The organism is Clostridium sp. Marseille-Q2269 (genome assembly GCF_943736985.1).
Taxonomy (GTDB): domain Bacteria; phylum Bacillota; class Clostridia; order Clostridiales; family Clostridiaceae; genus Clostridium_F.
The window spans coordinates 159115-179949 of sequence record NZ_CALSFS010000002.1 but is presented as its reverse complement, the minus strand read 5'-3'; the positions used below and the strand labels follow the sequence as shown (position 1 = coordinate 179949).

Annotated in this window: 21 protein-coding genes; 18 read left to right on the top strand and 3 right to left on the bottom strand. The window is 27.8% G+C overall.

Annotated elements, in window-relative coordinates:
- The 11 genes from fmt to spoVM all read left to right on the top strand — a co-directional run bounded on the left by fmt (position 1) and on the right by spoVM (position 9728).
- Positions 1 to 942: a methionyl-tRNA formyltransferase gene (gene fmt, locus NGI68_RS04770; protein WP_251860346.1), complete on the top strand. Its 942-nt coding sequence runs from the start codon at positions 1 to 3 to the stop codon at positions 940 to 942.
- A gap of 184 nt (positions 943 to 1126) precedes the next feature.
- Positions 1127 to 1810, top strand: a complete 684-nt coding sequence (locus NGI68_RS04765) for a zinc metallopeptidase (RefSeq protein WP_251860345.1) — start codon at positions 1127 to 1129, stop codon at positions 1808 to 1810.
- A 20-nt stretch (positions 1811 to 1830) separates the two neighbouring features.
- The gene (gene rsmB, locus NGI68_RS04760; RefSeq protein WP_251860344.1) at positions 1831 to 3159 is read left to right on the top strand and encodes a 16S rRNA (cytosine(967)-C(5))-methyltransferase RsmB; all 1329 of its coding nucleotides are present in this window, start codon (positions 1831 to 1833) and stop codon (positions 3157 to 3159) included.
- 11 nt (positions 3160 to 3170) lie between these two features.
- Positions 3171 to 4199 carry a dual-specificity RNA methyltransferase RlmN gene (rlmN, locus tag NGI68_RS04755; protein WP_251860343.1) on the top strand — a complete coding sequence of 343 codons (1029 nt, stop codon included), beginning with the start codon at positions 3171 to 3173 and terminating at the stop codon, positions 4197 to 4199.
- A gap of 19 nt (positions 4200 to 4218) precedes the next feature.
- The gene (locus tag NGI68_RS04750) at positions 4219 to 4968 is read left to right on the top strand and encodes a Stp1/IreP family PP2C-type Ser/Thr phosphatase (RefSeq protein ID WP_251860587.1); all 750 of its coding nucleotides are present in this window, start codon (positions 4219 to 4221) and stop codon (positions 4966 to 4968) included.
- Positions 4946 to 6862 (top strand): Stk1 family PASTA domain-containing Ser/Thr kinase, encoded by a 1917-nt coding sequence (gene pknB, locus NGI68_RS04745; protein ID WP_251860342.1) that lies wholly within the window; start codon positions 4946 to 4948, stop codon positions 6860 to 6862. The genes NGI68_RS04750 and pknB overlap by 23 nt, the downstream gene beginning before the upstream one ends.
- Positions 6863 to 7060: 198 nt before the next feature.
- Complete coding sequence (gene rsgA, locus NGI68_RS04740; protein WP_251860341.1) at positions 7061 to 7939, top strand: ribosome small subunit-dependent GTPase A; 879 nt, start codon at positions 7061 to 7063, stop codon at positions 7937 to 7939.
- Positions 7933 to 8583: a ribulose-phosphate 3-epimerase gene (rpe, locus tag NGI68_RS04735; RefSeq protein ID WP_251860340.1), complete on the top strand. Its 651-nt coding sequence runs from the start codon at positions 7933 to 7935 to the stop codon at positions 8581 to 8583. Before rsgA ends, rpe begins: the two co-directional genes overlap by 7 nt.
- Position 8584: 1 nt before the next feature.
- The gene (locus NGI68_RS04730) at positions 8585 to 9229 is read left to right on the top strand and encodes a thiamine diphosphokinase (protein ID WP_251860339.1); all 645 of its coding nucleotides are present in this window, start codon (positions 8585 to 8587) and stop codon (positions 9227 to 9229) included.
- 161 nt (positions 9230 to 9390) lie between these two features.
- The gene (locus tag NGI68_RS04725) at positions 9391 to 9546 is read left to right on the top strand and encodes a hypothetical protein (RefSeq protein WP_251860338.1); all 156 of its coding nucleotides are present in this window, start codon (positions 9391 to 9393) and stop codon (positions 9544 to 9546) included.
- Between the two features lie 62 nt (positions 9547 to 9608).
- A complete protein-coding gene (gene spoVM, locus NGI68_RS17050) occupies positions 9609 to 9728 on the top strand; it encodes a stage V sporulation protein SpoVM (RefSeq protein WP_353505353.1) in 120 nt (39 codons plus the stop codon).
- A gap of 51 nt (positions 9729 to 9779) precedes the next feature.
- Here spoVM and rpmB read toward each other — a convergent pair whose 3' ends face one another.
- Complete coding sequence (gene rpmB / locus NGI68_RS04720) at positions 9780 to 9971, bottom strand: 50S ribosomal protein L28 (RefSeq protein ID WP_251860337.1); 192 nt, start codon at positions 9969 to 9971, stop codon at positions 9780 to 9782.
- A 199-nt stretch (positions 9972 to 10170) separates the two neighbouring features.
- Here rpmB and NGI68_RS04715 point away from each other — a divergent pair, with 199 nt between their 5' ends.
- From NGI68_RS04715 to NGI68_RS04690, 6 genes are all read left to right on the top strand, one after another.
- On the top strand, positions 10171 to 10521 hold the full coding sequence (locus tag NGI68_RS04715; protein WP_003395974.1) for an Asp23/Gls24 family envelope stress response protein: 351 nt from the start codon (positions 10171 to 10173) through the stop codon (positions 10519 to 10521).
- 14 nt (positions 10522 to 10535) lie between these two features.
- Entirely contained in the window at positions 10536 to 12161 is a 1626-nt protein-coding gene (locus NGI68_RS04710) for a DAK2 domain-containing protein (RefSeq protein ID WP_251860336.1), read from the top strand.
- Positions 12162 to 12372: 211 nt separating this feature from the next.
- A complete protein-coding gene (recG, locus tag NGI68_RS04705; protein ID WP_251860335.1) occupies positions 12373 to 14412 on the top strand; it encodes an ATP-dependent DNA helicase RecG in 2040 nt (679 codons plus the stop codon).
- Positions 14413 to 14661: 249 nt separating this feature from the next.
- Positions 14662 to 15219 carry a 16S rRNA (guanine(966)-N(2))-methyltransferase RsmD gene (gene rsmD, locus NGI68_RS04700; protein ID WP_251860334.1) on the top strand — a complete coding sequence of 186 codons (558 nt, stop codon included), beginning with the start codon at positions 14662 to 14664 and terminating at the stop codon, positions 15217 to 15219.
- 1 nt (position 15220) lies between these two features.
- Positions 15221 to 15715: a pantetheine-phosphate adenylyltransferase gene (coaD, locus tag NGI68_RS04695; protein ID WP_251860333.1), complete on the top strand. Its 495-nt coding sequence runs from the start codon at positions 15221 to 15223 to the stop codon at positions 15713 to 15715.
- Between the two features lie 12 nt (positions 15716 to 15727).
- The gene (locus tag NGI68_RS04690) at positions 15728 to 16252 is read left to right on the top strand and encodes an ATPase (protein WP_251860332.1); all 525 of its coding nucleotides are present in this window, start codon (positions 15728 to 15730) and stop codon (positions 16250 to 16252) included.
- On the opposite strand, the gene spoVV is transcribed toward NGI68_RS04690, so the two are convergent.
- Both spoVV and NGI68_RS04680 read right to left on the bottom strand, forming a co-directional pair.
- The gene (gene spoVV / locus NGI68_RS04685) at positions 16253 to 17419 is read right to left on the bottom strand and encodes a dipicolinic acid transporter SpoVV (RefSeq protein ID WP_251860331.1); all 1167 of its coding nucleotides are present in this window, start codon (positions 17417 to 17419) and stop codon (positions 16253 to 16255) included.
- Positions 17420 to 17473: 54 nt separating this feature from the next.
- Positions 17474 to 18706: a nucleotidyltransferase gene (locus tag NGI68_RS04680; RefSeq protein ID WP_251860330.1), complete on the bottom strand. Its 1233-nt coding sequence runs from the start codon at positions 18704 to 18706 to the stop codon at positions 17474 to 17476.
- 310 nt (positions 18707 to 19016) lie between these two features.
- On the opposite strand from NGI68_RS04680, the gene prdR reads away from it, so the two are divergent.
- A complete protein-coding gene (gene prdR / locus NGI68_RS04675) occupies positions 19017 to 20771 on the top strand; it encodes a sigma-54 dependent transcriptional regulator PrdR (protein ID WP_251860329.1) in 1755 nt (584 codons plus the stop codon).
- Positions 20772 to 20835 lie beyond the last annotated feature (64 nt).

Sequence of the window (20835 nt, the reverse complement as noted above, 5' to 3'; positions counted from 1 at the left end):
TTGAAAGAGACAACTATAGTTTTTATGGGTACACCAGATTTTGCTGTACCATCCTTAAAAAAATTAATAGAAAAATTTAAAGTTCAGGCAGTATTTACTCAACCAGATAGACCAAAAGGAAGAGGAAAAAAATTGGCTATGTCACCTGTAAAAGAAGTAGCACTAGAAAATAATATAGAGGTATATCAACCTATTAAATTAAAATCTGATGAAGTATGCATAAAAAAGTTGAAAGAAATGAAACCAGATTTTATAATAGTAGTAGCTTTTGGTCAAATATTATCAAAAGAAGTTTTAGATATACCAAAGTATGGATGTATTAATTTACATGCTTCATTACTGCCTAAATATAGAGGAGCAGCTCCTATAAACTGGGCAATAATAAAGGGAGAAAAGGAATCTGGAAATACTACTATGTTTATGGATGAAGGTTTAGATACAGGAGACATGCTTTTGAAAAATGAAGTCTCAATAGAGGACACTATGACTGCTGGTGAACTTCATGATATATTAATGAAAAGTGGTTCTGACCTTTTAGTAGATACTATAAAGGGATTAAAAGAAGGAACTATAAAAAGAGAAAAACAAGAAAATGAAGATAATATATATGCATCTATGCTAAATAAAAAGATGGCTAAAATAGATTGGAACAAAACTTCTAAAGAAATAAATTTAATTATCAGAGGATTAAACCCATGGCCAGTTGCATATACTCAATATAAAAATGAAATTATGAAAATTTATAGCAGTAATGTATTAAAGGAAGTTTCAGATAAAGTTCCAGGCACTATACTAAAAGTATCAAAAGAAGGTATTAAAATAGCTACTGGACATGGAATTGTATGTGTTACAACTATACAATTTCCTGGGAAAAAGCCTATGAAAGTTGAAGAATATATAAAGGGACACGCTATAGAAGAGGGTACTATATTAGGAAAATAAAAATAGTGGAATGATTTTTAATTTATGTTTAAAATAATTAATAAGGTTTAAACTAAATGTAACTTTATATTAATGAATTACTTGATAAATTAAAAGTACAAATAGTATTTCCTTTAACTAAAATAAAAGGAGGTGAGCTTTAGTAGAAAAGTATTTAAATAATACTTGACTACTAAAACTACATATGTTTTATTATGATAGTACATTTTTAATATTAATTCCCGCTATGATTATAGCTTTTTTGGCTCAGATGAAAGTATCCTCATCTTTTGATAAATATTCAAGAGTTGGAACAGCTAATGGATATACTGGAGCTCAGGTGGCAAGAATGCTTTTAGACTCTAAGGGACTTTATAATGTACCTGTGGAGCTTATATCAGGGAAACTTTCAGATCACTATGATCCTAGTAAAAGAGTTATGAGACTTTCAAAAGATGTATATTATGGGAATTCAGTGGCATCTGTTGGGGTGGCAGCTCATGAGACAGGTCATGCTATACAGCATTTGGAGAGATATTCTCCACTTGTAATAAGAAACTCTATAGTTCCTATAGCTAATTTTGGTTCTAATGCTTCATGGATATTATTCTTTATAGGAATATTAATGGGAGTGTCAAGCCTTACAAGAATAGGAATAATTCTTTTTTCTGCAGTAGTATTATTTCAGATTATAACGCTACCTGTAGAATTTGACGCATCAAAAAGGGCATTGGTATTATTAGAAAACAAAGGGATCTTATATAAAGAAGAAATAACAGGAGCAAAACAAGTACTGAGTGCGGCGGCTATGACTTATGTTGCAGCAGCTTTAACAGCTATATCTCAGTTAATAAGACTTATAGTTTTAAGCGATAGACGAAATGATTAAAAGAAAGGTTTAAGGATATAATGAATAATGCAAGAGAAGTGGCTTTGGATGTATTAAAAGCTGTATTATATGAAGGTGGTTATTCTAATATAGTTTTAAATAAAAAGTTAAACAAAAGTGATTTAAAAGATAATGACAAAGCTTTGATTACAGAGATAGTTTATGGAACGTTGAAGTATAAGGAAACTTTAGACATTATAATACAAAGTTATTTAAGAAATCCTATTAGAACTATGGATAAAACTGTAGCAAATATATTAAGAATAACTATATATCAAATAAGATATTTAGATAAGATACCTTCTTTTGCTGCAGTAAATGAAGCAGTGGAAATGTCTAAAAAAATATCTATAAAATATTCTAAGTTAGTAAATGGAGTTTTAAGAAATTATATAAGAACTTATAATAATAAAAAATTTTATAATGATAGAAATAACTTAGAAAAGTTCAGTTTTATATATTCTTATCCTAAATGGCTCATAAAAATGTTTATAAGTCAATATGGTATAGAAATAGCAGAAAAAATATTAAAAGGATTAAATGAAAGGCCTAATATAACTGTTAGAGTTAATAATTTAAAGACTGATTATGATGAGGCTTACGAAAAATTATGTGAATATGGATATAATATAGAAGAAGGATATATATGTCCAGAGGCTATACAAATAATAAAAGGTAAAAACATAGAGAAAAATCCTTTATTTGTAAAAGGTCATATTACTGTACAAGATGAAAGCGCAATGCTTGTATCACCCTCCATGGAACTTACTGAAGAAAATATAGTTTTAGATCTATGTAGTGCTCCAGGAGGGAAGACCACACATATTTCAGAGATTATGAATAATAAAAGCCAAGTATATGCTTATGATGTGCATTCAAATAAATTATGCCTAATACAAGATAATGCTAAAAGATTGGGAATATACAATATAGAGACCTATGTAGGTGATGCATCCATGTTTAATAAAAATTTAAAAGAAAAAGCCCATAGAATTCTTATGGATGTACCTTGTTCTGGATTAGGTATAATAAGAAAAAAACCAGAAATAAAATGGACTAAAAATGAGAAAGAAATTAGAAATATTATAGATATACAGAAAAAAATAATGAATAATGGTGCTTCTTATTTGAAACAAGGTGGTATACTTTTATACTCTACATGCACTTTAAATAAAGAGGAAAATGAAGCTAATATAAACTGGTTTTTAAAAAAACATAAAAATTTTAAAATACAACCCTTATATTATGGTGATGTAGACAATATAATATATCATAAAGAAGGATTTGTATCCATACTACCTAATGATAAAATGGATGGTTTTTTTATAGCTAAATTGAAGAAATGTTAGTAGGTGTTAGAATGGAAAATATATTAGATTTTACATTAGAAGAGCTAAAGCAATGGTTAATATTAAAAGGAGAAAAATCCTTTAGAGCAAAACAGATTTTTGATTGGGTTTATAATAAACTCATGTTTGACTTTAACGACATGAAAAATATACCTGAGAAAACTAGAACTTTATTATTAAATAATTTTTATATTGGTGTACCCAAAATAGTGAAAAGGTTAATATCACAGGATAAAAACACTTACAAGTTTTTATTTCGATACAAGGATGGAAATATAATAGAATCTGTAGTCATGAAATACAAACATGGAAATTCTATTTGTGTATCCACTCAAGTTGGGTGCAGGATGGGATGTAAATTTTGTGCATCCACTTTAGATGGAGTCATAAGAGACTTAACCAGTGGAGAAATATTATCACAAATAATAGCAGCACAAAAAGAAATAGGTGAAAGAATATCTAATGTGGTTTTAATGGGAAGTGGAGAGCCTTTAGATAATTTTGAAAATGTAACTAAATTTTTAGACTTAGTTACATCTGATACTACACTTAATATAGGACAAAGGCATATAACTTTATCTACTTGTGGTATAGTACCTAAGATAAAAGAATTAGCAGATAAGGATTATAATATAACGTTGGCTATATCCTTGCATTCACCAGAGGATGTGTTAAGAAAAGAAATGATGCCTATAGCTAATAAATATTCTATAAAAGAGCTTATTAATGCTTGTGATTATTATATAAATAAAACTAATAGAAGAATTACTTTTGAATATGCATTGGTTAAAAATAAAAATGATTCTATAAAAGAAGCTAAAAATTTAAGTGCATTATTAAAAGGAAAGCTCTGTCATGTTAATTTAATTCCTGTAAATGAAATAAAAGAAAATAGCTATGAAAAATCCACATCAACAAATATAGAATCCTTTGGTAATATTTTAAAAGAAAATGGAATAGAAACTACTATAAGAAGAGAGATGGGAGCAGATATAAATGCTGCCTGTGGACAACTAAGAAGAAGTTATGTTTCAAAATAGAGCAGAGGGGTGGAAAAACATGTTGGGGATACTATCTGATATAGGTAATGTTAGAGAGATAAATGAAGACTCTGTAAATTATTATCATGGAAAAGAATTTAAAATATATATAGTAGCAGATGGAATGGGTGGTCATAATGCAGGAGAAGTAGCTAGTAGATTGGCAGTACAAGAAACTATAGACTATGTGAAATATTATGAACATTTAAAAGATATGAAAACTTTACTTATAGATGCCATAGAATATGCTAATACAAAGATTTATAACTATGCAAAAGAAAAAGAAAAATTTAAAGGAATGGGTACTACCATAACCTGTTGTATATTAGATAATAATGGGAATATGATTGTAGCTAATGTTGGAGATAGTTCTTGTTACATATTAGCCAAAGATGGAATTAAAAAGATAACAAAGGATCATTCCTATGTACAACAATTATTGGACGAAGGCACAATAACAAAGGAAGAGGCAAACACTCACCCTAATAAAAATGTAATTACTAGGGCATTAGGTACAAATTTGTCTGTAGAGGTGGATACTTTTAATATAAAATTAGATGAAGTTTGTAAAGTACTACTTTGTACAGATGGAGTAACTAATTATGTTAATGAACAGGAAATGTGTGATATATTATTAAGAAATGGAAAAGACAATAAAGAAACCTGTAAGCAATTAATAGAACTTAGCAAACTAAAGGGTGGTAAAGATAACATATCCGTTATTTTGTTTGAAGGAGAGTGTGAATATGATAGGAACCAAGTTAGGTAATAGATATGAACTTCTTGAAAAAGTTGGAGAGGGTGGCATGGCTAAAGTTTATAAAGCTAAATGCCATTACTTAAATAGATTTGTTGCAATAAAGATATTAAAAGAACAATTTTGTAGTGATAAAGATTTTGTAGAAAAATTTAAAAGAGAAGCCACTTCAGTAGCAAGTTTATCAGATAATAATATAGTAAATATTTATGATGTAGGTTCTGAAAATGATATACATTATATAGTTATGGAGTACGTAGATGGAAAGACTTTAAAAGAGCTTATAGTAGAAAAAGGCAAAATAGAATCTAAAGAAACTGTTAGAATATCAAGACAGATAGCAAGCGCTTTAGTTTGTGCTCATAGAAATAACATTATACATAGAGATATAAAGCCGCATAATATATTGGTTACAAAAGAAGGCGTTGTAAAAGTTACTGATTTTGGTATAGCAAAAGCTTCTAATTCATCTACTATAACTAATTCTAGTAAAGTAATGGGATCGGCTCACTATTTTTCCCCAGAACAAGCTAAGGGTAGTTTTGTAGATTCAAGAACAGATATATACTCTTTAGGTGTGGTAATGTATGAAATGCTTGTGGGTAAGGTGCCATTTGATGGAGAAAGTCCTGTATCTGTAGCAGTAAAGCATATACAAAATGAAGTTGTATCTCCAAAAGAAATAGATGATAAAATACCAGATAGTTTGAATGATGTAGTATTAAAATGTCTACAAAAAAATCCTATAAAAAGATATCAAACAATAAAGGATTTAGAAGAAGATTTAAGTAGAATACAAAATAATGAAAGTATAAATGGTGCTAGCAATATATCAGAAAATGATGTTACTAGGGTTTTGGATACAGCAGTTATAAATGACAAAATAAAAGAGATGGCCGATAATGATGATGAGTATGATGATGAATATGACGATGATGAATATGACGATGATGAAGAAAAAGAAGATAAAAAGAAGAGAATTTCTAAGGGTAGAACAAATAAAAAATTGATAGCTGGAATAGTAGCAGTGTTAATTTTAGTTGTGGGCTCTGTATCAGCATATTTGGCCTTTAATAAGACAGGAGGAGCTAAAAAGGTAGAAGTGCCTAATGTAGTGGGTCTTACAAAAGAAGCGGCACAGAAGGCGTTAAGTGAGAAAAAATTAAAATTGGTAGTAGCTCAAAAAGTTAAAAGCGATAAGAAAGAAGGAACTATACTAGAATCTTATCCAAAATATGGAGAAAAAGTTGCTGAAAACTCTGAAGTAAGAGTTAGTATAAGTTCAGGAAAAGTACTAGTAATTCCTAATTTAAAATCAATGGATTTAGATTCAGCTAAAAAGATTATACAAGATAACAAGCTAAAATTGGGAAATGTTAAATATGAATTTAATGATAATGTAGCAGCTGGAAAAATAATAAGTCAAACTCCAGATGTGGATGCAGAGGTACAAGAAGGAGCTGAAGTCAGTTTAGTTGTAAGTAACGGACCGGAAGTTAAGTATTCAACTGTTCCTAACCTAATAGGTAAATCTGTAGATTCAGCTCAAAATGCTTTAGCTAATGCAGGATTGTCTATGGGAAATGCAAGAGCTATTACTACAGAAGATCAATCTTTGGATGGTCAGGTAGCATCACAAAGTAGAGGTGACGGTGAAAGAATCAAAGAAGGATCTTCAGTGAGTATATCTTATTATAAATATAAAAAGCCAGAAGTAAAACCAGAACTAGAAAAGAAACCGGAAATCAATAATGATAATGACACAGATAATGAACAAAAACCAGAGCAAGAAAAACCAAAGCCAGAAAATCCAAAACCAGAAAAACCAGAAACTGAAAAACCAAAGCCAGATAACCCAAAACCAGAAAATCCAAAGCCAGATAATCCAAATAATCAACAAAAATAGTTTGTTTATGATGATAAATTTATAATTTGAAAACATAATTATAATTGATATTATTTAAAATTAGTATAACTTTTGAATTAAAAATAAAAATTATTTAAGAATATAGATACTTCATCTTTTATAAGATGGAGTGTCATAACATATAAGCATAAGATAAAATTAGTTTTAAATTTGGTTTGTATAAATATTGGAGGTATTATGAAAGGAACTATAATAAAAGGTATAGGTGGATTTTATTATATTAAATTAGATAACAGTGAAGAAATCATAGAATGTAAGGCAAGGGGTAAGTTCAGGCATACTGAGCTTACCCCTATGATTGGCGATTATGTAGAAATAAGTATAGATAAAAATAACAAGGGTGCAATAGAAAAGATATATGAAAGGAGAAGCGAGTTATTTAGACCTGCTGTTTCAAATGTAACTCAAGCTTTAGTGGTGTTTTCATTTAAAAACCCTGATATAAACATAGATCTCTTAAATAAATTTTTACTTCTATGTGAATATAATAATTTGAAAGCTATAGTATGTTTTAATAAAATGGATCTAGTAGATAAAGAGGGTTATAGGGATATTATCTCAATGATAGAACAAGCGGGTTATGATATAATATTTTTAAATGCAAAAGAAGAAAAAAATATGGATATAATCAAAAAGTTAATAAAGAATAATGTAACTGTGTTTTGTGGACCGTCTGGTGTAGGTAAATCTACTATGCTAAACAAAATTATAGGTAAAGAAACCATGATAACGGGCAATATAAGTGAAAAGCTAAAGAGAGGAAAACATACTACTCGTCATAGTGAACTTATATATGTAGATGAAGGTCTATTAGTAGATACTCCAGGATTTTCTTCTTTAGATATGAATTTTATGGAAAAAGAAGATTTACTACATTGTATTCCAGAATTCAATGATTTTATAGGAAAATGTAAATTTACTGGGTGTCTTCATCATAAAGAACCTAATTGTGCAGTTAAAGAAGCAGTACAAAAAGGCTATATAAATAAAGATAGATATAAATTTTATATAAAATCTTTAGAAGAGATTATGAATAGGAGGAAGAAGAAATGGTAAAAATAGCACCATCAATACTTTCAGCAGATTTTTCTAAATTAGGAGAGGATATAAAAAGTCTAGATAAATATGGGGCAGATGTTATACATATAGACGTAATGGATGGAAGGTTTGTTCCTAATATTTCTTTTGGAATTCCAATAATTAAAAGTATAAGAAATTTAACAAATAAAACTTTTGATGTACATCTTATGATAGAAGAACCTTCTAAATATGTAGAGGACTTCGTAAAGGCAGGAGCAGATATAATATCAGTTCATTATGAAGTGGACAAGCATATAGATAGAACAATAAACTATATAAAGAGTTTTGGGATAAAGGCAGCAGTTGCTCTAAATCCTGGTACACCAGTAAGTTGTATTAAAGATTTAATATCATCTTTAGATATGGTTCTTATTATGTCCGTAAATCCAGGCTTTGGGGGTCAGAAATACATTAACTATGCTTCACAAAAAATAAAAGAAGTAAAAGAACTAAGTGAAATATATAATAAGGAATTAATAATAGAAGTTGATGGAGGCGTTACTTCTGATAATATAAAAGAAATAGCACATTCTGGTGCTAATCTTTTAGTAGCAGGATCAGCAGTATTTAAAAATGGTGAAATAGAGAAAAATATAAAGGTGTTAAGAGAGGCGTTATAAAATGAAGTCCATAGTGATAGCTGGAGGAAAGCCACCTTCTAAAACACTTTTACAAGAAGAAATGAAAAATGCATCATATATAATATGTGCAGACAGTGGTGCTAACTGCCTTTACCAATATGATATAACACCTGATTTTATATTAGGAGATATGGACTCTATAGACAAAAAGGTATTTTCATATTTTAAAGATAAGGGAGTGAATATGGACCAATATCCAAAGGACAAGGATTTTACAGATGGGCTTATAGCTTTAAATAAAGCTATAGAATTAAAATCAGATAATATATCTTTATTAGGATGTACCGGTAGTAGAATAGATCATGTATTAGGAAATCTAGGATTTTTACAAATATGTTTAAAAAATAATATAAAAGCATATATAAAAGATGAAAACAATGAAATATTTTTGACAGATAAAAGCATTTCTTTAAGTCCTAGAAAATCAAACTATTTTTCATTGCAGGCTTATGGAGGTAATGTAGAAGGAGTTACACTTTTAAACTCTAAGTTTCCATTACAAAATTACACATTAAAAATGGGAGACACATTAACAACTTCAAATGAATTTACTGATAGAGAGTTATATATACAAATTAAAAATGGAACAGTAATTGTAATTATAAGTAAAGACAATGATGGTTAAAATTGAAATTTCTATAAGAAATTTGTAAAATTATAAAGAATATATCAATAAAAAATTAGGGTATTTCAATATAGATTTAGTTTTGAAATGCCTAAATTTTTTATTCACATTTTCATAAGGTTTTGCATATTATAGTATATAAGCTATAGGGGGGCATATATATGGGGAGAAAGAGTAACAAAAAATTAGGAATTATAGTTGGTTCTATTGGTCTTGGAATAGTTGTTACTATTATAGTGCCTATATGGGGATGGCTTTTGGCGGTTGGATTTGGACTTATATATATAGGATGGTGCATAATTAATAGATGTAGATAAAATTGATTTATGTTGAGATATATTTTCTTATATAGCTGTTAATTTTATAACAGTTTTTATTTATGGATAAAATCATTAAAGAATCAATTTGTATAGAGGTGTATTATATGAAAATAGTGGCAATAAAGCTTCCTAAATTTTTATCAAGTATAATAAAAAAAATAAAAAGATTAAAAAGATAAAATAACATAAAATAAAAAAATGCAATTGTTTAAACAACTGCATTTTTTGTGTTATATAGCACGTTGTACATTTCCTGAACGAAGGCATCTAGTACAAACGTGAACTCTTTTTGGAGTTCCATTAACTATTGCTTTAACTCTCTTTATGTTAGGAGCAAAGGATCTTTTAGATTGACGATGTGAATGGCTGTATTGAACACCGTAAACAACGCCTTTACCACATATTTCGCATTTTCTTGACACTTAAAAACACCTCCCTAAAATTGTGAAGTTTATACTTCGCAATTCAAACATTAATAATTTTAACACAGAATATGTGCTATGTGCAAGTAAATCCTTTAGAATATAGCAAAAAAAACATTAATAATAATATATTTCCTTGAATAAATCCCTCATTTAATATAAAATAAACTATATGATATGATAGAAGGAGGTTTCTTTCATGATAGGAAAGTTAACTAATGAATATGGACATATAGATTATGCTGAAGACGTAGTTGCTAATATTGTGGGTGTATCTACAATGGAATGTTACGGAGTAGTTGGAATGGCATCTAAGAATGCAACAGATGGTCTTTGGGAACTGATCAAAGGAGAAAGCTTCAATAAAGGTGTTAAAATTCGTGCTGTTGAAGGTAAATTAAATATAGAATTATATATAATAGTCGAATACGGAACTAAAATATCTGTAATAGCTAATAATATTATACAAAAGATAAGATATAATATAGAAAACTATACAGGACTTAAAGTTTCCAGTATTACTGTGAATGTTCAGGGTGTTAGAGTTTAGGAGGTAAGTCATAAATGGAACATATAAGAATAAAAGGCGCAGATTTTTATAACATGGTAATAAATGGAAGTAATAAATTAGAGGAAAAAAAAGAATTTGTGAATTCTCTAAATGTTTTTCCAGTGCCAGATGGTGATACAGGAACAAATATGTCTATGACATTTAGATCTGCTGTAAAAGAAATAGAAGGACTAAAGAACCAGCCAATAGGAGAAATAGCTAAAAAAGTGGCTAAAGGAGCTCTTATGGGAGCTAGAGGTAACTCCGGAGTTATATTATCTCAAATATTTAGAGGAATAGCTAAAGGTTTAGAAGATAAGAATGAAGTGGACGCAAAGGAGTTTGCAAATGCATTGTTAGAGGGATCAAAATCTGCATATAAAGCTGTAATGAGACCTACAGAGGGAACTATACTAACAATTATAAGAGCTGCGGGAGAAAGTTCTATAAAAAGTAATGCAGAAGATGTAACTTCCTTGCTTAAAGAAGTGTGTGAACATAGTGAAATAGTGTTAAATAAGACACCAGATATGCTTCCTGTATTAAAAAAGGCAAAAGTAGTAGATGCGGGTGGTAAAGGGTTATTGATAATATTGCAGGGAATGTTAGAGGCATTAGACAAAGATCTAGAAGTAGAAATAGGTGGAGAAAATAAAGAATCTAATACAGGTACTAAAGTTCACCACTATGAAGAAAATATAGAATTCGGATATTGTACAGAATTTTTTGTTATAGCAGATAATGTAGATGTGGATAATTTTAAAGCACAATTAGAACCTTTAGGAGATTCTATGATAGTAGTGGCAGCAGATGGTTTAGTAAAAGTTCATATTCATACAAATGATCCTGGAGACATACTTTCTAGAGCTATAAAAATTGGACCACTTTCAAAAATAAAAATAGATAATATGAGAGAACAACATCAACATATAATAGATATGAGTGGTGAAGAAAATAAAGATAAAAAAGAAAAAGTTCAGGCTAAAAAATATGGATTTATCTCTGTAGCATTAGGAGAAGGAATAACAGAAATATTTAAAGATCTAGGTGTAGATGAAGTTATAGAAGGCGGTCAAACTATGAACCCAAGCACAGAGGATATAGTTAAAGCCATAAATAAAATAAATGCAGATAATATATTTATACTTCCAAATAATAAAAATATAATTATGGCTGCTACACAAGCTTCAGAATTATCAGAAAAGAATGTAATAGTTATACCTACTAAAACTATACCACAAGGAATAACAAGCATAACTATGTTTAATTCAGAGGCAGAAGTAAAGGCTAATGAAGATAAAATGAAACAAGCTATAGGGTTAGTAAATACAGGCTCTATAACTTATGCAGTTAGAGATACAGAAATGGACGGAAAGATAATTAAAGAAAATGATATACTGGGCTTAATAGAGGGGAAAATATCTGAAGTAGGAAAAGATATTTTTGAAGTTTCAAAAGCTATCCTAGAAAATATGATAGATGAAGACAGTGAACTTATCAGTATATTTTATGGAAAAGATTGTGATGAACAAAAAGTAGAAGAATTTATAGAAGAATTAGAAGCTAAATATGGAGATTTAGACATTCAATGCTATAATGGAAAACAACCATTATACTATTTTATAATGTCTGTAGAATAAAAAAAGCCTAAGGGCTTTTTTTATTGTATTAAAATTTATAGTAAGTTATATTTTTATATAGATACTATAATTGAATAATACAGTATTAATTTTATAAATAGATTCTTAAATTAGTTTAAAGGTTTTTAGAATGAATATATAATTATGCTTTGTAAAGACATAACAATAGTTTATTAAATTCTATACAAAAACCTTATATAGGAGGAAATTTATGAATGTATATAGTTCTATAAGTACTTTAAAAGGAGTGGGGCCTAAAACCAAACAACAACTAGAAAAATGCATGATATTTAATATAATGGATTTACTTTTATATTTTCCAAGAGATTATGAGTATGTAGATAATTATAGTAAAGATAAGCTTGTAAGTAAAAAAATTATAATTAAAGTGCAAGTAGAAAATATAAAAAGAGATGTAAGAACAAAAACTGGTAAAATTTTAACTAAAATTATATTTAATGATGGAGAAAAAGATATAATTGGTAATTGGTTTAACCAACCTTATATTAAAAATTACTTTAGAGTAGGAGAAAAATATGTATTACAGGGAAGTTTAAAAGAATATAGAGGTATGTTGACTATAAATAATGCTGAAATATTAAAGAAACAATATGCAGAAAAAATAGAGGAAACTAAGATAATACCTAGATATCCTTTAAAAGGAGATTTGAAAAACAATTTATTGGGAAAGCTCATAGGAAATATTTTGGGAAATATTGTTATAGGTGAGAATCTACCAACATGGCTGATAAAGAAATATAAATTTTTATCATTAGATGAGTCTATAAGAACTATACATAATCCGAAAAATAATAAATTATTGCAAGAAGCAATAAGAAGATTGAAATTTCAAGAGCTTTTGGCATATTGTTTAAAAATAGCATCTTTAAAAGATTATTTAGAAAGTAATACACAAGGTATACCTTTTCAAATTTCTAAAGATATAAATAACATTATAGAGAAAATACCTTTTGAACTTACCAATGCACAAAATAAAGTTCTAAGTGAAATACTTGAAGATCAACAAAAGGAAAAGCCAATGAACAGATTACTTCAAGGGGATGTAGGTAGCGGTAAAACTATTATAGCTTTACTCTCTCTTTTTAATATAATAAAAAACGGATATCAGGGAGTGATGTTAGCACCTACAGAAATATTGGCAGTACAACATTATGATGAAGCTTTAAAACTATTTAAAGAATTTGATTTAAATATAGAGCTGTTAGTGGGAAGCGTAAAGTCATCTTTAAAAAAGGATATAAAAGAAAAACTTAAAAATGGAGAAATAGATTTAATAATAGGAACTCATGCTTTAATTGAAGATGATGTGGAATTCTATAATTTAGGTATGGTAATAACGGATGAACAACATAGGTTTGGAGTTATGCAAAGAAGTAAAATGCTAAATAAAGGAAGAAGCATAGATACTTTAGTTATGAGTGCAACCCCTATACCAAGAACTCTTACTTTAAGTTTATATGGAGATCTTAGTTTATCCATTATAGATGAGCTTCCACCGGGAAGACAAAAGATAGATACATATTATGTAAATGATAGTTATAGGAGAAGAGTATATAATTTTGCACTAAAAGAAATAAATAATGGAAGACAAGTTTATATAGTTTGCCCTCTAGTAGAAGAAAATGAGGAATTAGATCTGAATTCTGTGGAAAAATTATATAGTGATTTAAAAAATGATTATTTTAAAGAAGTTGAAATTGCTATTTTACATGGGAAAATGAAAGGAAAAGAAAAAGATGCTATAATGAAAGATTTTAAAGAGGGAAAAATAAAAGCTCTGGTGTCAACTACTGTTATAGAAGTTGGTGTAAATGTGCCTAATGCTACTTTAATGATTATAGAAAATGCAGAAAGATTTGGATTGGCACAACTTCACCAATTGAGGGGAAGAGTAGGTAGAGGAAAATATAAATCCTATTGCATATTAATTGCTAAGGTTAAAAATGATATTATAAGAAAAAGAATGGAAATAATGAAGAGTAGTAATGATGGGTTCTTTGTGGCAGAACAGGATTTGAAATTAAGAGGCGGAGGAGAAGTGTTTGGATTTAAACAACATGGTTCTAGTAATTTACTACTAGCTGATGTAATAGAAGATATAAATTTGCTCAAAACGGCTAATATTGAAAGTAAGAAAATAATAAATAGTAAAAGCGAAGAGGATAATAAAATAAAAGAAGAAGTAAGAACTAAAATAAAAAATAACTCTAAGTTTATATGTTTTAATTAATAGATAGAAGTAAATTTCTGTAAATAATTTTGTGCCGTAATAATTTATATGTTAAAATAATAAGGATTAGGTGATTCTTAGGTTCACATTTGAAATTTTTGTAGAAGAGATACTTTTGATACCATAATTAGAAAATATATTAAGATATATAATAGTATTAGATACAAATAATTTTCATAGAATGGAATAAGAGTAGTGGGAGTTAGTCATAGAATAAATTTTAAAGAACAAATAATAAGGAGGATTTTTATGAGAATTATATCTGGATCTGCTAGAGGCAGAAAAATATTATCACCCCAAAGTAGAGTTACAAGACCAACTTTGGATAGAATAAAAGAATCTATATTTAACATAATACAAAATAAGGTGTATGGTGCTAGAGTTTTAGATGTTTTTGCAGGAACGGGTAGCTTAGGACTGGAGGCAGCTAGTAGGGGAGCAAAACTTTCTTATTTAGTAGATAAGAGCTCTGAAACATATCCATTGCTAAGAGAAAATATTAAGAATTTAAAATTTGAAGATATATGTAAGAGTTTTAATATGGATGCTTATGGAGCTTTAGAAGAATTTACTAGGAAATCTATAGTCTTTGATTTAATATTTATAGACCCCCCTTATGCAAAAGAAATGATACCTCCAGCTATGGAAACTATAGATAAAAACAATTTGTTAGCTGAAGATGGAGTAATTGTTAGTAAAATAGATTCTTCTGAAGAAATATATGAAGGAACAGAAAGAATAAAATTAGTTGATCATAGAAAATATGGAAACACTACCGTTTGTTTTTATAAATTTAAGGAGGACTAAAATGAAAACTGCAGTGTACCCAGGAAGTTTTGATCCAATAACTAAGGGTCATTTAGATATAATTAAAAGAGCGTCTAACGTTTGTGATAAATTAATAGTAGCGGTACTTGTAAACCCAGATAAGAATGGCCTTTTTTCAGTAGAAGAAAGAGTAGAAATGATAAAAAGGGTTACTAAAAATCATAGTAATGTGGAAGTGCAGTGCTTTAGTGGACTTTTGATAGATTTTATGAAAGAAAAAAAATCTAAAGTTATAATTAAGGGCCTTAGAACCATGTCAGATTTTGAGTATGAATTTAAGATGGCACTTATGAACAATAAGTTGGACCCTGATATAGAAACTGTATTTATGATGACTAATGCAAAATATTCTTATTTAAGCTCCTCATCAGTAAAACAGGTAGCTATGTTTGGTGGATGTATAAAGGATTTGGTACCAGATGAAATAATACCAGATATTAAAAAAAGGATAAATCAGAAAAGGGAATGTATTTAGGAGGGTTACTTAATGGATGTTATGAAGCTTTTAGCATATCTAGAAGAAACAATAGAATCAGGTTCAAGTATTCCTTTAACAGGAAAGGTTGCTATAAATAAAAAAGAATCTTTAGAGATAATAGATAAGATAATAAATTGTCTTCCAGATGAATTTAAAAAAGCTCAATGGATATGTGAAGAGAAAGAAAGAATATTAGATGAGGCTATGGAAGAGGCGGAAAATATTAAAAGAGAAAATCTTATAATGTTTAAAAAGCAAATAGAGAATCACAGTATAACAAAACAAGCAACTATTGAGGCGGAAGCAATAATAAAGAATGCTGAAAATGAATCTAAATGTATAAGAGTTGGGGCAAGAGACTATGCCGATGAATTATTAACAGATTTAGATAAGGAAATAGAAGAAAAGTCTCAACAAATGATAAATCTATTAACAAGAAATTCAGAAGCCTTTACGGCTTCTTTACAAGACAGTGTGAAATTAAGAACAGATACTATAAGAGAAAATATAAAGGAATTAAGAAATATGAAATAATTAATTCTTATTTGAAAATTTTATATAGTATATGATTAATGGCATAGTTAAAAATACCAAAATAAGTATAAATAATAAATGATTACTTAAAATAAAATAAGTATTTTTGTCTGTAAAAGCATCTAAGTATATAGAAAATATAGGTATTTTGTATAAAATAGTGCAAGATAAAGAAGCTATGATTCCTTGTATAAATTTTATCTTTACATATCTTTTAATATTTATTCCTTGTTTATAAGTGAAAGAATAAACTTGAGATATTATAGAAAATCCACTAAAAGCTAATAAAAAGCTTATTAATATTAGTTTTTTTGATATATCAATAGAACTTGTGGAAATTAAATAACATCCGTTGGTCATCTCTACTAAACCTAATAGGAATCCCTCTATTAGGTTTTTATCTATGTTAAAAAATAAGCATAGATTGTTCAATAGAGAGTTAAAAAGAAAATTATTTTTTATTATACTCAGTAATAAAGAGAACAGTATTACAAAGCCTGCTATTCCTACACAGGTTTTTATAGCATTTTCAATTCCATTTTTTAAGGACTCACCTATGTTTCTATTGGGTATTTTAGTATTCATTTTATAATCTCTGTACATTTTAGAATTTTTATTAGGTAAAATAAGACCTATTATAATACAAGAAATATAGTTTGATAAAAGTAGTATATACCCAGCATAAGGATTGCCCAACATAGAAGTACCTATGGATCCAATGATAAATAGAGGACCAGCATTGGAAGCTATATTTATAAGTCTTTCTAAAGTAGGAAAATCGATATCTCCATTTTGGTGAAGATCGCAGGAGTATTTAGCTCCTAAGGGATAACCGCAAAGAGCACTTATTATTAATGGAAAACTACATTCTTTCTTTAATCTTAGAGGAGCACATAGGGGCTTACCAAATATTTTAGAATAGATATGTACTCCACCATAGTTTATTATTATATTTGTAAGTATTAAAAAAGGAAATAAAGAAGGAAAAACCTTGTAAAAAAATAACTTAGCACCAGATAAAGTAGCTTCTATACAGAACTTAGGTGCTATTATAATATATATTAATAAAATAGAACATAAAAAGGTTATTATTACATTTTCACTTTTAAAAACTTTAAATAATAAAATAAATAATAAAAATAAGATTATATAAAATATTAGAGTCACTATATAGCTCCTATAATTGATTTATTATAATTATATTTTTAAATTTTAATAATATTACATTATTAATTTATTTTTAATTATAGTGGGAGTTCTAAAATAATCTTCATTAAATTTTATATTATTATTTAATATAGAATAAGCATTAGTAGATTTAATGTCTAGTGCTAAAAGATCATTAGTATACTTAGGTATCTTTGTATATATATCAGTTGAGGAATGTTTTTTTATTTCTTTAAGTACTTTTAATCCAGTTTCATTGGAGGCTAATACTCTTATATAGCTAGGAGTACTTTTAAGTAATGTATTTAAGTCGTAATTTTCAAAACCTATAAAATATTGACACAAAATTCTCCCTATACGACTATAGGCATAACGTTTGCTTTTTATTTTACCAATTAAATTATGATAAGAAGAATTGTTCTCTAAGGATTTATATATTCTATTATCCAATCCTTCTGAAACATCAATAAGATTATGGATGTTTCTATAACCACACGTATACTTATATCTTATATAATTAATCATAGAATCTTCCATTGAAAAATCATATCCGCTATCCACTAAGTTTTTTAGTTCTAAGAATGTCATTTCAGGTAAAAAAGTTTTCAAAATATCTATATTTTCATTTTCTTTTAAATATTTTCTTATAGATGATGCACTAGAATATTGGTTATGTAAATTTTCGTCTTTATAATTAGCTCCTTGTCTTGTTATAGTAAAAGGTTTTATAGAACTGTTTACTAATAGCAAAGATTTTAAATACTCTATTCCTAGAATATTGTTAGACAAAGAAAGTATTTTATTTATATCCTCATTTATAATTTTATTATTCTTATTTAATTCAACTAAAGCTAAATTCCTGGCCTTGGCAAAAGAAACACCATTATTTAGGAATTTTTTCAGAAGAATTTTATATTCAAAAGGTTCATATAAAAGTATATTAGCTATAGATTGTAGATTTTCAATACTCCCTATTTCGCTTCCAAAACAAATATTGTTTACTATGTTTAAATTATTTAAAATACTTATAGCTCCAAAAGAAAAAAATTCTGCAGATGAAAGACTATATAATGCAGGTAGTTCTAGTACCAGATCTACTCCATTAGATATGGCTATATTAGCCTTTGTCCATTTATCTAATATAGAAGGGAAACCTCTTTGCACAAAATTACCACTCATTATACAAATTAAAGCATCACATCCTGTTAATTCTTTTGTTTTTTCTATATGATATATGTGTCCCTTGTGCATAGGGTTATATTCTACAATAATTGAAGATATGTTCATTAAAATCAATCCTTTTCAAAGCAAAATTTAGATATTGTTTAATTTAAATATATATTAAAATTTGGTCTTATTTCTTATTACATGTAAAGTATTTTATATGCAATACAGCTTCTATATATTAAAAAATTATTACAATATAGAAGTGGGTAAGTTATAGTAACAATTTATAGGTAAACGTTAATCAAATAATTTTATAATGATTAAATGTACATTAATTATGTTAAAATATATATATACTATATGATACCATAAACGCAGCTTGCTATGCAGAAATCTATATTATAATCGTGGTACATTGGAGGAATATAAGATGAATAGTTCTATAGAATTAATTTACACCGTAAAAAATGTAATGGAGACAGATTTTATAAAAGTACTTAAACATGAAACAATATCATCTGCTTTTAATAAGATGTCTAAACTATATAAAGATGAGGTTTTGATAGTAGATGGAGAAGACAATATTATAGGAATATTTACTAAAAAGGATTTATATAAATTACAAAATAATAGTAAAAATTTCAACGACAATTTGGAAAACTATATAAATAAAGAAGTAATAACTATTTCTGAAGAAAAATCAATTATTTCTGCAAGAAATACTATGGTTAAAAATAAGATAGAAAGATTGCCAATAGTAAATAATAAAAAAGTAATAGGAATAGTTCGTTTGGATAATTTGAATAACGAGTTGTATACAAATATAGAAGAATTATATACTCTCCAAGATAGAATTTTGGAGAATATGCATGAAGCAGTTTGTATAACAAATAACAAAGGTGTGGTAATATATTGGAATAAAAGTTCAGAAGATCTATACGGAGTAAAAAGGCAAGAGATAATAGGAAAATATTTAGGCTCATTTTTCCCCAATGCTTCTATATTAAAGGTTTTAAAGAACCCTAGAAAAATAACTAATGTAAATAATGAACCTTATCCAGGGAAAACAGTTATATTAAGTGCTGTTCCTATATTTAATAGTAAAAATAAATTGATTGCAGTAGCTTCTACGGATAGAGACATAACAGAAGTAATATCATTATCTAAAGAACTAATGCAGGAGAAGAAAAAGGTAGAATTTTTTGAAAGTGCTTATAAAAAAGAACTAGCTTCCAATTATAGTTTTTCTTCTATTATAGGTAAAAGTCAAAAGATAATAGATAACATTGCTATAGCTAAAAAAGTAGCCCCTAGTTCTGCTAGTGTTCTTATTACAGGAGAAAGTGGAACAGGTAAAGAAGTTTTTGCTAAGGCTATACATAAAGCTAGTGGTAGAACTGGAAATTTTGTAGCCATAAATTGTAGTGCTATACCTGAAAATCTTTTTGAAAGTGAACTATTTGGATATGTAGGAGGAACTTTTACAGGCTCCCTAAAAGAAGGTAAAATAGGAAAGTTTGAATTTGCTAACAATGGGACTTTGTTTCTAGATGAAATAGGAGACATGCCCCTTAGTATGCAGGCCAAACTGTTAAGAGTGCTGCAAGATGGTGTAGTTTATAGAATAGGAAGTCAGAAAGGTACAAAAGTTAACTGTAGAATTTTGGCGGCCACTAATAGAAATTTAAAATCTATGATAAAGGAAAATACTTTTAGAGAAGATTTATTTTATAGATTTGCAGTAGTTCATATAGAACTACCTCCTTTAAGAGAAAGAAGAGATGATATTAAAGATTTTATAGATTTATTTATAAATCAAATCTCAGAAAAAGAAGGCATAAAGATAAATACTATAGAAAAAGAAGTATATGATATTTTGTGTTCCTATAAATGGGAAGGAAATATAAGACAATTAAAAAATGTAGTAGAGAGAATGGTTGTTTTGTCTACTAATGGAGAAGTAACAATGTCGTCTGTACCTAATCATATAATACAGGATGTAGAGGAAATTCAAGGGGAATCTCACCATAGATATGATTTAAATGAAGTAGTTAAAAACACAGAAAAAAAGATTATAAAAGAAGTAATGGAAATGTGTAAAGGTAATAAAAAGAAAGCAGCAGAAATACTTAATATAAAAAGAAGTACTTTATATTACAAATTAAACCAATATGGATTAATTTAAATTGTTTTAAAATTAATTAATTTGTATAATGTTAAAAAGTTTAAAGTATAATAAGTATAATAAA

Bases quoted from the DNA above. Each gene is read 5' to 3' on its own strand.
- NGI68_RS04765 (WP_251860345.1), top strand. From the start codon at position 1,127: ATGTTTTATTATGATAGTACATTTTTAATATTAATTCCCGCTATGATT.
- rsmB (WP_251860344.1), top strand. From the start codon at position 1,831: ATGAATAATGCAAGAGAAGTGGCTTTGGATGTATTAAAAGCTGTATTA.
- rlmN (WP_251860343.1), top strand. From the start codon at position 3,171: ATGGAAAATATATTAGATTTTACATTAGAAGAGCTAAAGCAATGGTTA.
- NGI68_RS04750 (WP_251860587.1), top strand. From the start codon at position 4,219: ATGTTGGGGATACTATCTGATATAGGTAATGTTAGAGAGATAAATGAA.
- pknB (WP_251860342.1), top strand. From the start codon at position 4,946: ATGATAGGAACCAAGTTAGGTAATAGATATGAACTTCTTGAAAAAGTT.
- rsgA (WP_251860341.1), top strand. From the start codon at position 7,061: ATGAAAGGAACTATAATAAAAGGTATAGGTGGATTTTATTATATTAAA.
- rpe (WP_251860340.1), top strand. From the start codon at position 7,933: ATGGTAAAAATAGCACCATCAATACTTTCAGCAGATTTTTCTAAATTA.
- NGI68_RS04730 (WP_251860339.1), top strand. From the start codon at position 8,585: ATGAAGTCCATAGTGATAGCTGGAGGAAAGCCACCTTCTAAAACACTT.
- NGI68_RS04725 (WP_251860338.1), top strand. From the start codon at position 9,391: ATGGGGAGAAAGAGTAACAAAAAATTAGGAATTATAGTTGGTTCTATT.
- spoVM (WP_353505353.1), top strand. From the start codon at position 9,609: ATGGATAAAATCATTAAAGAATCAATTTGTATAGAGGTGTATTATATG.
- NGI68_RS04715 (WP_003395974.1), top strand. From the start codon at position 10,171: ATGATAGGAAAGTTAACTAATGAATATGGACATATAGATTATGCTGAA.
- NGI68_RS04710 (WP_251860336.1), top strand. From the start codon at position 10,536: ATGGAACATATAAGAATAAAAGGCGCAGATTTTTATAACATGGTAATA.
- recG (WP_251860335.1), top strand. From the start codon at position 12,373: ATGAATGTATATAGTTCTATAAGTACTTTAAAAGGAGTGGGGCCTAAA.
- rsmD (WP_251860334.1), top strand. From the start codon at position 14,662: ATGAGAATTATATCTGGATCTGCTAGAGGCAGAAAAATATTATCACCC.
- coaD (WP_251860333.1), top strand. From the start codon at position 15,221: ATGAAAACTGCAGTGTACCCAGGAAGTTTTGATCCAATAACTAAGGGT.
- NGI68_RS04690 (WP_251860332.1), top strand. From the start codon at position 15,728: ATGGATGTTATGAAGCTTTTAGCATATCTAGAAGAAACAATAGAATCA.
- NGI68_RS04680 (WP_251860330.1), bottom strand. From the start codon at position 18,706: ATGAACATATCTTCAATTATTGTAGAATATAACCCTATGCACAAGGGA.
- prdR (WP_251860329.1), top strand. From the start codon at position 19,017: ATGAATAGTTCTATAGAATTAATTTACACCGTAAAAAATGTAATGGAG.